The 12631-nt window shown below is 66.9% G+C and carries 12 protein-coding genes; 2 read left to right on the top strand and 10 right to left on the bottom strand.

Annotated elements, in window-relative coordinates:
• Positions 1-51: 51 nt before the first annotated feature.
• The 5 genes from G6N34_RS01150 to fabG form a co-directional block, all read right to left on the bottom strand.
• Positions 52-1236: a CaiB/BaiF CoA transferase family protein gene (locus G6N34_RS01150; RefSeq protein ID WP_085153480.1), complete on the bottom strand. Its 1185-nt coding sequence runs from the start codon at positions 1234-1236 to the stop codon at positions 52-54.
• Between the two features lie 60 nt (positions 1237-1296).
• Positions 1297-1974, bottom strand: a complete 678-nt coding sequence (locus G6N34_RS01145) for a GntR family transcriptional regulator (RefSeq protein WP_085153482.1) — start codon at positions 1972-1974, stop codon at positions 1297-1299.
• A gap of 4 nt (positions 1975-1978) precedes the next feature.
• Positions 1979-3172, bottom strand: a complete 1194-nt coding sequence (locus G6N34_RS01140) for an acyl-CoA dehydrogenase family protein (RefSeq protein ID WP_085153484.1) — start codon at positions 3170-3172, stop codon at positions 1979-1981.
• 73 nt (positions 3173-3245) lie between these two features.
• Positions 3246-4460 (bottom strand): acetyl-CoA C-acetyltransferase, encoded by a 1215-nt coding sequence (locus G6N34_RS01135; RefSeq protein ID WP_085153619.1) that lies wholly within the window; start codon positions 4458-4460, stop codon positions 3246-3248.
• A 75-nt stretch (positions 4461-4535) separates the two neighbouring features.
• On the bottom strand, positions 4536-5276 hold the full coding sequence (gene fabG / locus G6N34_RS01130) for a 3-oxoacyl-ACP reductase FabG (RefSeq protein ID WP_179965713.1): 741 nt from the start codon (positions 5274-5276) through the stop codon (positions 4536-4538).
• A 123-nt stretch (positions 5277-5399) separates the two neighbouring features.
• On the opposite strand from fabG, the gene G6N34_RS01125 reads away from it, so the two are divergent.
• Together G6N34_RS01125 and G6N34_RS01120 are read left to right on the top strand one after the other, a co-directional pair.
• Positions 5400-6566: an acyl-CoA dehydrogenase family protein gene (locus G6N34_RS01125; protein ID WP_085153486.1), complete on the top strand. Its 1167-nt coding sequence runs from the start codon at positions 5400-5402 to the stop codon at positions 6564-6566.
• Between the two features lie 43 nt (positions 6567-6609).
• On the top strand, positions 6610-7431 hold the full coding sequence (locus G6N34_RS01120; protein ID WP_085153623.1) for a mycofactocin-coupled SDR family oxidoreductase: 822 nt from the start codon (positions 6610-6612) through the stop codon (positions 7429-7431).
• Between the two features lie 123 nt (positions 7432-7554).
• Here the strand turns inward: G6N34_RS01120 and G6N34_RS01115 are convergent, their stop codons facing one another.
• The 5 genes from G6N34_RS01115 to G6N34_RS01095 all read right to left on the bottom strand — a co-directional run bounded on the left by G6N34_RS01115 (position 7555) and on the right by G6N34_RS01095 (position 12536).
• The gene (locus tag G6N34_RS01115; protein WP_085153488.1) at positions 7555-8454 is read right to left on the bottom strand and encodes an alpha/beta hydrolase; all 900 of its coding nucleotides are present in this window, start codon (positions 8452-8454) and stop codon (positions 7555-7557) included.
• 23 nt (positions 8455-8477) lie between these two features.
• The gene (locus G6N34_RS01110) at positions 8478-9107 is read right to left on the bottom strand and encodes a TetR/AcrR family transcriptional regulator (protein ID WP_085153490.1); all 630 of its coding nucleotides are present in this window, start codon (positions 9105-9107) and stop codon (positions 8478-8480) included.
• On the bottom strand, positions 9104-10420 hold the full coding sequence (locus G6N34_RS01105; RefSeq protein ID WP_085153492.1) for a flavin-containing monooxygenase: 1317 nt from the start codon (positions 10418-10420) through the stop codon (positions 9104-9106). Before G6N34_RS01105 ends, G6N34_RS01110 begins: the two co-directional genes overlap by 4 nt.
• 173 nt (positions 10421-10593) lie before the next feature.
• Complete coding sequence (locus G6N34_RS01100; RefSeq protein WP_165763666.1) at positions 10594-11682, bottom strand: phosphotransferase family protein; 1089 nt, start codon at positions 11680-11682, stop codon at positions 10594-10596.
• The gene (locus G6N34_RS01095; RefSeq protein WP_085153496.1) at positions 11679-12536 is read right to left on the bottom strand and encodes an SDR family oxidoreductase; all 858 of its coding nucleotides are present in this window, start codon (positions 12534-12536) and stop codon (positions 11679-11681) included. Before G6N34_RS01095 ends, G6N34_RS01100 begins: the two co-directional genes overlap by 4 nt.
• Positions 12537-12631 lie beyond the last annotated feature (95 nt).

Genomic DNA, 12631 nt, shown 5'->3' with positions numbered 1-12631 from the left:
TGCAGGCTTTTTCGCGAGATTCCCTGCAATTCCGCACAAAACTGGATGCGGTCAGACGATCGAGCGGTCTCGCAACGCAGCGATCTCGGCGCTGTCGTAGCCGATCTCGGCGAGCACCTCGTCGGTGTGCTCACCCAGCAGCGGCGCCCGCCTGCGGATCTCGCCGGGGGTGGCCGACATCCGGAACGGCGTCTCGATGATCGGCACGTCCTTTGATGTCCCCGGAAAGGCCATGCGTTTCAGGTATCCCATCGCCGCGATGTGCGGGTCCTCAAGCACATCCTGTGTCGAGTGCATCGGCGCGGCGGGAAGTTTCGCGGATTCGAGGAGTCCAAGGATCTCGGCCTTGGTCTTGTCTGAACACCACTGCGCCATGATCTCGTTGAGGAGATCGCTCTGCTCCCAACGCTTGTCATCGTCGGCGAAGCGGGGGTCGTCGATCAGATCCTCGCGGCCGACAAGCCGGCACCAGCGGGTGAACATGGGTTGTCCCGCGGTCTGCAGCAGCACCCAGCCGTCGTCCTTGGTGCGGTACAGATCGCACGGGGCCACTGACGTGCCGCGATTGCCCATCCGAGGTTTGTCGACGCCGAGCAGATCACGCTCGATCAGGAACGCGTTACTCAGCATCAGCGCGGTCGGCAGCAACGCGCCCTCGACATGCTGGCCCTCGCCGGTGCGATCACGGTGGAAAAGCGCCATCATCACGCCGATCGTCAGCGTCAGCGCCGTACCGAAGTCGGCATAGGGCACCACAGTTCGGATCGGCTGATCCGGCAACCCCTGCCGGTACACCGCGCCGGACATCACCTGTCCGGCACCGTCGAAGCCGATCTTTCCGCTGTACGGTCCGCCCTCGCCGTAGGCCGTCGCGCTGGCCAGGATGATGTCGGGCTTGATGGCCCGCAGACTCTCATAGTCGAGGCCACTGGCCCGCATGCCGGCAGCGGGCATGTTCGCGACGACGATGTCGGAACGCTCCACGAGCCTGCGGGTGATCTCGGCGCCCTCAGCCGTCGTCGAGTCCAGGGTCAGCGACCGCTTGTTCCGGTTGCACTGCAGGAATGTGCCGCCCTCCCCGGTCTCGGTGACGGCCTGCACCCAACGGTCCTCGCCGCCCTCGCGCTTCTCGATCCGCAGCACATCGGCGCCCATGTCGGCCAGCAGTGCAGTGCACCACGGGGCGGCGATGAAGCGGCCGTAGTCGAGCACACGGATGCCGTCGAGTACGCCCATCGCGCTGCCTCCCCCTCGGTAACCGAAAGCCTTACGGTATGTTACACAGCCAGCGTTGGCTCAGTGCTCCGGGTGCAGCACGCCGCACGACAGCAGGTGCGCGATCAACGGTTCGGCGCCGTCGGCCAGATGCTCCGACATCGCGGTGCGCGCCTTGTCCTCATCGTGTGCGGCGAGCGCCGCGATGACGCGGCGGTGATCCTTCGTCGACCGGGCGGGCCACCCGGACACCATGGGGAACACGGCTTCTGGTGCGTACCGGGTGATCTGCGACATCAACTGAGCCAGCTTCGGCGACGCCGCCGCGACGTTGATCGCGCGGTGGAAGTCGTGGTTGAGGCGTACCACCAGATCGGCGTCGTCGCCGTCGTAGGCGGCCTCCAACCGGTCCTGGATGGACGTGATCTCCGCCAACTGCTCCGGGCTGACCGCAAGCGCCGCACGGGCCGCCAGCTCGCCGCCGATATGGGCCTGCACGCCCGACACGTCGGTGATGTCACGCCGGGTCACGGGCAGCACCACGAAGCCGCGGCGGGGCTGCTGCGCCAGCAGACCTTCGGCGCGCAGTTCGAAGAGCGCCTCCCGCACCGGCGTCACGCTGATGCCCAACTCGGCTGCCAGTTGCTCCAGCCGGATGTATCGGCCCGCCGCGTACGTGCCGTCGAAGATCCTGGTGCGCACGAATCGCGCGACGTCCTCCGACAGTTGAGGACGAGCGGCGAACTCACCGACAGTCATCGCGTCAGATCTGGTACTCGGCGAGCAGTCGCCTGCTGATGATCTGCTTCTGGATCTCGCTGGTGCCCTCACCGATGAGAAGGAACGGCGCATCGCGCATGAGTCGCTCGATCTCGTACTCCTTGGAGTAGCCGTACCCGCCGTGGATGCGGAAACTCTGCTGGGTGACTTCAGCGCAGAACTCACTGGCCATGTACTTGGCCATCCCCGCGGCCACGTCGTTGCGTTCGCCGGAGTCCTTCAGCCGCGCGGCGTTGACCATCATCAGGTGAGCGGCCTCCACCTTGGTGGCCATCTCCGCCAACTGGAACGCGATCGCCTGGTGCTCCGCGATGGGCTTGCCGAATGTGCTGCGCTGCTGGGCATACCGCGCCGCGAGCTCGAATGCGCGGATACCGACACCGCAGGCGCGGGCCGACACGTTGACGCGGCCCACCTCGACGCCGTCCATCATCTGGAAGAAGCCCTGTCCGGGCTGCCCACCGAGCACCTGATCCGCGCCCGCCCGGTGGCCGTCGAAGATCATCTCCGTGGTGTCGATGCCCTTGTAGCCCATCTTGTCGATCTTGCCGGGGATGATCAGACCGGGCGCGACTTCACCGAAGCCGGAGGGCTTTTCGATCAGGAACGCAGTCAGGTTGCGGTGCGGTTTGTCGGCACCCTCATCGGTGCGGACCAGGACGGCGACCAGGGTCGAACTGCCGCCGTTGGTGAGCCACATCTTCTGGCCGTCGATGGTGTAGTCGCCGTCGGCGTCGCGCCTGGCGCGCGTGCGGATGGCCGCGACGTCGGAACCCAGTTCGGGCTCGGACATCGAGAAGGCGCCGCGGGACTCACCGGTGGCCATCTTGGTCAGGTGGTACCGCTTCTGCTCGTCGGTGCCGTGCTGCCGAATCATGTACGCCACGATGAAGTGCGTGTTGATGACACCGGAGATGCTCATCCACCCGCGGGCCAGTTCCTCGACGCACAACGCGTAGGTGAGCAGGGACTCACCCAGGCCGCCGTACTCCTCGGGGATCATCAGGCCGAACAGGCCCATCTCCCGCATCTGGTCGACGATGGCCTGGGGATAGGTGTCGGAATGCTCGAGGTCCTGCGCGACGGGGATGATCTCCTTGTCGACGAATTGCCGCACCGTCGAGACGATCTCGGTCTGGAACTCGGTCAGACCCAGGGTCTGCGCCAAACGTGTCATAAGCGCCGCTCCTCCTCATCGCTCGTACCTCCCCGCAAGCGGGGCCCCAGCTCTGCATCGTCGCCGGCTGGTGTCACAAGCTCACCCTCTCGAACACCGCAGCCAATCCCTGGCCGCCGCCGATGCACATGGTCTCCAGCCCGTACCGCGCGTCGCGCCGGTGAAGTTCGCGCGCCAGCGTCGCCAGCATGCGTCCCCCGGTGGCACTCACCGGGTGGCCCAACGAGATTCCCGAACCGTGCACGTTGGTGCGTTCGAAATCGGCGGCGGTGAAACCCCATTCCCTCGTGACGGCCAATGCCTGCGCCGCGAAGGCCTCGTTGAGCTCGATAAGGTCGATGTCGGCCAACGTGAGGCCGGCGTTGCGCAACGCCACCTCGGTCGCCGGGACCGGCCCGATGCCCATGATGTTGGGCGCCACCCCGGCCACGCCCCAGGACACCAGGCGCACCAGCGGCGTCAGCCCCAGTTCGGCGGCCTTCTCGGGCGTGGTCACGATGCACATCGAGGCCGCGTCGTTCTGGCCGCTGGAGTTTCCGGCCGTCACGGTGGCATCTGGATCATTCTTTCCCAGAACGGGTTTGAGCCTGGCCAGCGACTCCAGGGACGTGTCGGCGCGGGGATGCTCATCGGTGTCGATGAGTTCCTCACCCGCCCGGGAGGTGACCGTCACGGGGACGATCTCCTCGGCCAGGATGCCCGCTTTCTGCGCGGCGACGGCGCGCTGGTGGGAGGTGACCGCCAACTGGTCCTGCTCCTCGCGCGAGATCGAATACTGGCGGCGCAGGTTCTCGGCGGTCTCGAGCATGCCGCCCGGAACGGGGTAGTCCCTACCGCCGGCCGTGGTGCGGCCACGGGACAGGCCGTCGTGCACCTTGACGCCGGTGCGGGCGCCGCCCCAGCGCATGTCGGTGGAGTGAAACACCACGTTGCTCATGGACTCCGCGCCACCGGCGACCACCAGATCGTTGCCGCCGCTGGCGACTTGGAGGGTGGCCTGGACGACGGACTGCAGACCCGACCCGCAGCGGCGGTCCAACTGCATGCCGGGCACCGTGATCGGCAGGCCCGCGTCGAGCGCGACGACGCGACCGATCGCGGGCGCCTCCATGCTCGGGTAGCAGTGCCCGAGAATCACGTCATCGATCTCTTCGGGCGCGATTCCCGTGCGCTGCAACAGCCCACGCAGCGCCGCAACGCCGAGATCGACGGCGGTCAGCGACTTGAACATGCCGCCGTAGCGGCCAATCGGGGTGCGGACCGGTTCGCAGATCACCGTCTCACGCATGCCGCCCCCGATCACCCAAACCCACACATGGGCGGGAAAGTGCGAATGAATCTGGCCACTTCGTCGAACTCACGCTCACAGGTGCCGCCCTCCAGTGACCTCGAGGACCGTGCCGGTCATGTACGACGACAGATCCGAGGCCAGGAAGAGCGCGACGTTGGCGATCTCTTCCGGTTCACCGGCGCGGCCCATCGGGACCTCGGCGACCTTCGAGTCCCAGATGCGCTGCGGCATGGCCTCGGTCATCGCGGACCGGATCAGGCCGGGCTGAATCGCGTTGACCCGCACGCCGAGGTAGGCGAGTTCCTTGGAGGCCGCCTTCGTCATGCCGACGATGCCCGCCTTGGCCGCGGAGTAGTTGGTCTGCCCGATCATGCCGACCTTGCCGGAGATCGAGGACATGTTGACGATCGCGCCGCGCTTGTTCTCGCGCATGACCGCCGAGGCGGCGCGCAGACCGTTCCAGGTCCCCTTCAGGTGGACCGCGATGACCTGGTCGAACTGATCCTCGGTCATCTTGCGCATCGTGGCGTCCCGCGTGATGCCGGCGTTGTTGATCATGATGTCCAACCCGCCGAATCCGTCGACGGCCGCGGCGACCAGGGCCTCCACCTCGTCGGACGAGGTCACGTCACAGCGCACGGCCTTCGCGACCTCCGGTCCGCCGAGGCTGCGGGCCACCTCCTCGGTCGCCTCCAGGTTGACGTCGCCCAGGACCACCTTGGCGCCCTCGGCGACGAACCGTTGCGCGATCGCCAGGCCCAGGCCCTGCGCACCGCCCGTGATGACCGCAATCTGACCAGCCAGCAGTGTCACTGAAGAACTCCTTCGTGTCGGCGGCCTCGGACGGGCCCGATTTCAGCATCATATTTCATATATGATGTTACAAAATAGGCGGTCGGCGTCACGACCCATTTCCCATTTCCTGAAGGAGCGCCGATGAGCAGCGAAGTCAGCGACGACGACTTCCAGGAGATCCTGGCCCAGACGCGACACTTCGTCAGGACGGCGGTCGTCCCCCGCGAGGGCGAGATCCTCACCGAGGACAAGGTTCCCGACGACATCCGTGACCAGGCCAAGAAGATGGGCCTGTTCGGGTACGCGATCCCCCAGGAATGGGGTGGCCTCGGGCTCAACCTGGCCCAGGACGTCGAGTTGGCCATGGAGTTGGGCTACACCTCGCTGGCGCTGCGGTCGATGTTCGGCACCAACAACGGGATCGCCGGCCAGGTCCTGGTGGGCTTCGGCACCGACGAGCAGAAGGCCCGCTGGCTTGAGGGCATCGCCTCCGGCGAGGTCGTCGCCTCCTTCGCGCTGACCGAACCCGGCGCCGGGTCCAACCCGTCGGGCTTGCGCACCAAGGCCGTCCGCGACGGCGACGACTGGGTGATCACGGGTCAGAAGCAGTTCATCACCAACGCTCCCGTGGCCAACCTGTTCATCACCTTCGCACGCACCCGGCCGGCCGATGACAAGGGCGCGGGCATCGCGGTGTTCCTGGTGCCCGCCGAGACCGCCGGCGTCGAGGTCGGCGCCAAGGACGCGAAGATGGGCCAGGAAGGCGCCTGGACCTCGGATGTGACGTTCAACGACGTCCGCGTCCCGAACAGCGCGCTCATCGGCGGCGCGGAGGACATCGGCTACCGCGCCGCGATGATCTCGTTGGCCCGCGGTCGCGTCCACATCGCGGCCCTGGCCGTCGGCGCCGCGCAGCGTGCGCTCGACGAGTCGGTCACCTATGCCGCCACCGCCACCCAGGGCGGCACCCCGATCGGCAAATTCCAGCTGGTGCAGGCCATGCTGGCCGACCAGCAGACCCAGGTGATGGCCGGGCGCACACTGGTCCGCGACGCGGCCCGGCAGTGGGTCGACGAGACCGACCGGCGTATCGCGCCGTCGGTCGCCAAACTGTTCTGCACCGAGATGGCCGGGACTGTCGCCGATCTCGCGGTGCAGATTCACGGCGGGTCGGGCTACATGCGCGGTGTGACGGTCGAGCGCATCTACCGCGACGTCCGTCTCCTGCGCCTCTACGAGGGCACCAGCGAGATTCAACGCCTGATCATCGGGTCCAATCTGGTCAAGGCCGCTGCGCGGCAGCAGTGATCCCTTGTGGAATCACCATCACAGCAACACGATTGAGGAGCACATGAGCGAACGGATGCGGGACAAGGTCGTCTTCATCACCGGTGCGGCACGCGGTCAGGGCCGCGCGCACGCCGTGCGGATGGCCAAGGAGGGCGCCAACATCGTCGCCGTCGACCTGGCCGGACCGTTGCCCCCGAGCGTTCCGTACGACTCCGCGACCCCCGACGACCTCGCCGAAACCGTGCGCCTGGTCGAGGAGACGGGTCAGGGCATCGTGGCCGCCCAGGCCGACACCCGTGACCTCGACGCACTGCGCGACGTCGTCGACAAGGGCGTGGCGGAGTTCGGCCGGCTTGATGTGATCGTCGCCAACGCCGGCATCACCGTGCCGGAACCGTGGAACGAGACCACCCCGGAGTCCTTCCGCGACGTCATGGACATCAACGTCACGGGCACGTGGAACACCGTGATCGCCGGTGCGCAGAAGATCATCGACGGCGGCCGCGGCGGGTCGATCATCCTGGTCAGCTCGGCGGCCGGGCTCAAGATGCAGCCGTTCATGGTGCATTACACGGCCAGCAAGCACGCCGTGACCGGGATGGCGCGCGCCTTCGCCGCCGAACTCGGCAAGCACAGGATCCGGGTCAACAGCCTGCATCCCGGCGCCGTCAACACCCCGATGGGCACCGGCGACATGATGGCCGCGCTGAACCGCGCCAACGAGACCAACCCCGGCCTGATGCAGATGGTCACGCCGTTCCTGCCGGACTGGATCGCCGAACCCGAGGACATCGCCGACGCGGTGTGCTGGCTGGCCAGCGACGAATCCCGTCTGGTGACCGCGGCGCGGATCGCGGTGGATCTGGGCGCGACAGTCTTCTGATCTGGGCGCGACGGTCTTCTTCTGCGCCCAGACTGTAGTTACCGCGGTCTCCACTCGAACAAGTCCTCGGTAACTACAGTTTCGCGGAGAAGGGAGCAGGGCTCGGGGCAGGGCGCGGACCGGCTACAGCACCCGGCGCAGGAACGCGACCTGATCGGCGGCCGCGCGTTCGAACCAGTCGTGCCCGGGCCAGACGTCGAAGTGATCGCACGGATAGTGGTGCACCTGGGCACGCCCATGCACCGCGGTCTTGGCGACTGCGTCGGCGGGCACATACCGGTCGAAGTCCGCGATCTGCACCAGCAGTGGGGCGCGTAACCGCTTGGCGTACGGCTTGGTTCGGATCTTCGCCAGCTCCAGGCCCACCGACGCGTCCACCTCGTTGCGCCACGACGGACCCGCGATCGACAGGTAACTCTCCACCGCACCCTCGAGCGCGAGTGCGCCGGACTCGCCGGGATCGGCCACGACGGGCATCATGATGGGTGCACGACCGAAGCGGCCCGCGACGCGGTTCACCGCACCGTTGGCCGTGGAGCGCAGCGCCGTGGTCGTCGAGTACTGCTTCATGATCAGCCGCCCCGTGGCCAGCGCATCGGTCAGCGGGGTCATCGAGATCACCGCCGCGACGTCGGCGCGTTCGGCGCCGACCCGGATGACGTGGCCACCCGAGAGCGACGAACCCCACAGCACGACCCGAGCGGGGTCGACGTCCGCAAGCGTCTGCGCATGCGTGACCGCGGAATGGAAGTCCTGTACCTGACGATCGATCGAGATCGTCTGCCGAGGTTGGCCTGCCGAGGTGCCGAAGCCCCGATAGTCGAACGCCAAGACGTCCAGACCGGCGGCCGCGAAACGTTCGGCGAACGGCTGAAGACCGGAGTCCTTGGTTCCGGCGAACCCGTGCGCCATGACGACCACCGGCCGCCCGGGAGCCCCCTCGAAGCCGGAACCGGCACCCGCGAAATGCCAAGCGCTGCATGTGTCGCCGGCCGAGCCGAAGCTCACCTCGGTGAAGGTCATCTGCGATGTCACCCGTTGCTCTCCTACAGTTGGCGGCCGTGTTGGACGGTGATGCCGTAGACGGAGCCAAGCCAGATGGCGGCGGCCCCCTCTGCCAGTTGACTGCGATCCAGCGGCCCGCCGAAGGTCAGACGCTCCAACAGGCGGTCGTTGACCTCGAGAAGCATCGTGGCCAGGACCACGGGATCGATCCCGTCAGGTGCTGACCCGGCGGCGCGCTCCGAGCGGATCATCTGTGCCACGGCGTCGACGAACGACAGTCGCGCCTCGTCCCAGAACTCGCGGACCGGCAGGCTGCGCCCGCGGGCCTCCAGCATGGCCGCGAACATGTGCCGGTGCCGTTCCCAGGTGTCGAACAGGCCGTCGAGCATGATGTGCACGCGGGACTCCGGGGTCTGGTCGGCCATGGTGAACACGTCGGTGACGAAGAACGTGTCGTCGACCATCCGTTCCATCAATGCGGCCACGGCGGCCGCCTTGTTCTCGAAGTAGAAGTAGAACGCCGACCTGCTCACTCCGGCCCGCTCGGCGACCTCGCCGAGATTGATGTCGTCGAAACTCCGCTCCTGCAGCGAGGTTTCGAGCTCATCGAGGAGCGTCTCGCGGCGTTGATCACTGCGCTGCGGGACCCTTCGGTCGGTGCGCGATCTCATCCCGCCCGCTTGAGTCCGGCCGGCAGTTCCCTGGTGCGGATGTCGTGCTCGTAGTAGAAGTAGTCGACCTGCTGGGTGTGGCGTGGGCGGTCCACGCAGTGCCCGGCGTGCAGTTGCTGATCGGCATCGATCACGCGCTCCATCTCGCCCACCGGCGGCAGCGCATACCTGCCCACGGCGTAGGCCGCGAGCAGCCGCGACTGGCACTCCACGAAGGGAAACAGCGTCGGAATCGACTGCGCGAAGCCGATGAACACCAGGTTGTCCACGCCGGGCTTGAACATCCTCTTGTACAGCCGGATGTGGTTGTCGGGGGCGCTGATGAAGTCCGGATCGAAGAACGGGAACGTGATGTTGTACCCCGTCGCGTAGACGATCGCGTCGAACTCGGCGCTGGTGCCGTCGTCGAAGTGCACGGTCTGCCCGTCCAGCAGGCGGACGTTGGGCTTGGGGATGACGTCACCGGAGCCCAGCCGAAGCGGCAGTTCCACCGACTGCGTGGGGTGCGCCTCGAACAGCTTGTGGTTGGCCGGCGGCAGGCCGTACTTGGTCGGATCCGCACCGACGACGGGCGCGAACCACTGCGCCGCCTTGCGCTGCCACGACAACGGCAGGTACGGGTTGGTCTTGAAGAACTTGTCTCCGGGTTGCCCGGCAAGGTATTTCGGCACGATCCAGGCGCTGGACCGGGTCGAGAGCGTCACGGTGTTCTGAAGCGATTTCGACGACAGCTCGACGGTGATGTCCGCGGCGCTGTTGCCGATGCCCACCACCAGGATCCGCTTGCCGGTCAGGTTCAGCGGCGTCTGCGGGTCGATGTAGTGATGCGAGTGGATGGTCTCTCCGGTGAACGTCCCCGGAAAATCCGGCAGCCGCGCGTCCCAGTGGTGACCGTTGCCGACCACGAGCAGGTCGAACTGGCGGACCGCGCCGGCCTGGTCTTCGATCTCCCACCCGCCGTCGACCTGACGCGCGGACACCACACCGTTGTTGAACTCGATGTTCTCCAGCAGGCCGAAGGCCGCCGCGTAGTCGTCGAGGTAGCTCTTGATCTGAGTGTGGTGCGGGAACGACGGGAAGTCCTCGGGGACGGGAAAGTCCTTGAACGACAACCGGTGTTTGGAGGTGTCGATGTGCAGTGAACGGTAGGCGCTGCTGTGACCGTTGGGGTTGCCGAACGCCCAGTTGCCGCCGATGCGGTCGGACAACTCGAAGGTGGTGTACGGCACCCCATAGTCCTTGAGCATCTTGCCTGCGGTCAGGCCGCTGATACCCGCACCGATGATCGCGGTGCGCGGTTGTGCCAACGCCACGGACGACTCCTTTGGTTGCCTCCGCGGACGCTAACACCGCCTTCTGACATCTGTCAGCAGATTCTGACAATCGTCAGATGCGCCTTGTCGCCGAGGCTGTAGTTGTCGAGGCGTCCACTCGCACAAACCCTCGACAACTACAGCGTCGCGGAGTTACCGGGCCGGTGACCCGGTCAGGGCCCCGCTTCGACCCGGATCTGCGCGATGGTGCCGAGGTCCCGGACCGCGGCACACCCACGCCGCAGCATCGTGGCCACCATGTCGTCACCTCGGTCCGTGCCGACCGCGAAGGCGAAACCCAGCGCCGAGATGAGCAGCACCTGCAGCATGCCGTATCGATAGTCTTGCCAACAGGTTTCGAGATCGTAGTCGACGACCCCGGTGTCGAGCAGTGCGCGGTGGTAAGCGGCCACCAGGTCGCGTTCGGCCTCGGCCCGGACCTGCGGTTCGAGGCTGGTGGCCACGAAGTAGGCCAGGTCGCGCGCGGGAAGGCCCACGCCGAGGGTCTGCCAGTCGACCACCCAGATCCGGCCATCGTCGGGATGAAACAGCAGGTTGTCCAGGCGGTAGTCGCCGTGGATGAGGCTGAACCTGCCGAAGTCGTTCTGCAGCCACGGCGTCACCAGACCCATCGCCTCGCGGAAGGTGGCCTGATCCTCCGCGCTGAGCTTGTCGCCCAGTTTCTCGATGGTGATGTCGGCGCTGAGCACCGCGACGTCACCGAGTCCCTTCTTGGACGCGTCGTCGAGAAGCGACATCGCCAGTCCCTGAAAGGTCAGCCACTCCTGCTGCGCCCAGGTCGGTCCGTGCAGGCCCGCGATCGCGACGGCCGCCGAACGCGCCTGTTCCAGGCTGCAGCCATTGATCTGATCACCCTGCTCCGCGGGTGACTGGTCGGTGAGCAGTAGCGCGTATTCCGCTGCGTCGTCCGAGATCTCGCAGTGAAAGCAGGTCGGCGTCGGGACCGTGACCCGGTCAACGACCGACTCATAGAAGGCACACTCGCTGCGGTACCCCAGCACCACCCGGTCCCGCACGGTGTCGTCGGTCGCCGGGAGCTTGATCACGAAGGTGCCCGGCAGTCCGGTGGGGTTGGCGGCGTAGTCGACGTTCACGCGGTAGGTGGCACCCGTCTGCCCGGTGCCGATCGCCTTCACCTGAACGTCCTCGACCCGCGTCCCCGCCTCGGTGTCGAGCACGCCGTTGAGCCAGGCCGCGGTCACCTCGTCGGGGTACCGCGGAATCGCCACCGGAACCGTCACGCTGTCATCCCTTCCGTGTGGGCCGCGGGTGCGACCGCCTGCTGGCTGGCCCGTTGCCTGGCCACGAACCGAATGGACATCCGCTGCATGACTCCGGGCGCGTAGCGGGCCAGAAGCCATCCCGCGTAGGCCTTGCGCGGTGCGACGAGAATCGCGCGGTTGCGCTCGATGGCCCGCAGGGTGTCGCGCGCCAACCGGTCGGGAGCGTAGAACTGCCTGCTGCGCTGGCCCATTCGGTAGAACTCGCGTCCGTCGATGCCCGTGATCAGACCCTTGTCGAGGATGGGGGTCTCCACAGCGGCCGGGCACACGGCCAACACCCCGATGTGATGCGCGGCAGCCTCCGAGCGCAGCGCCAACGACAGGCCCACCACCGCGTGCTTGGACATCACATAGCTGGTGATCTGCCCCGCTGCGGCCAGGCCGGCCATCGACGCGGTGTTGACGATGAACCCGTGCCCCTGCCGGACCATCTGCGGGTAAGCCGCGGCAACACCGTGCACCACTCCCCTGATGTTGACGTCGATGATCGAGTTCCAGTGCTCGAGTGTCAGCAGTTCGGTGTCGGCGGCCCACGTGATGCCGGCGTTGTTGAACATCAGGTCCAACCGCCCGGCGCGGGACACCACGTCGTCCACCGCCTGCTGCACAGCCGCGGCATCGGTCACGTCGACGCGGGCCGAGCGGGCCTGAGCACCCAGGCCGCCCGCGGTGCGCTCGGCGGCGTCGACGTCGACGTCGGTGCACAGCACATGCGCGCCGCGCGCCACCAGGGCTCGACACAGTGCCGCGCCGATGCCTGATCCGGCGCCCGTGACGATCGCCTGTTTCCCCGCGAAGTTCGCAGACGCCACGTCGACTCCTCACCCGGTGTGGGGTCGATCACACCAATGGATTGGTCAACTGTAAGTCATACGGCAGGCTTGCTGTAAGGGGGGTCACAATCGCG

It is taken from the genome of Mycolicibacterium confluentis (assembly GCF_010729895.1).
Classification (GTDB): Bacteria; Actinomycetota; Actinomycetes; order Mycobacteriales; family Mycobacteriaceae; genus Mycobacterium; species Mycobacterium confluentis.
The sequence above is the reverse complement of the archived record's forward strand: the minus strand, read 5'-3'. Positions and strand labels throughout refer to the sequence as shown.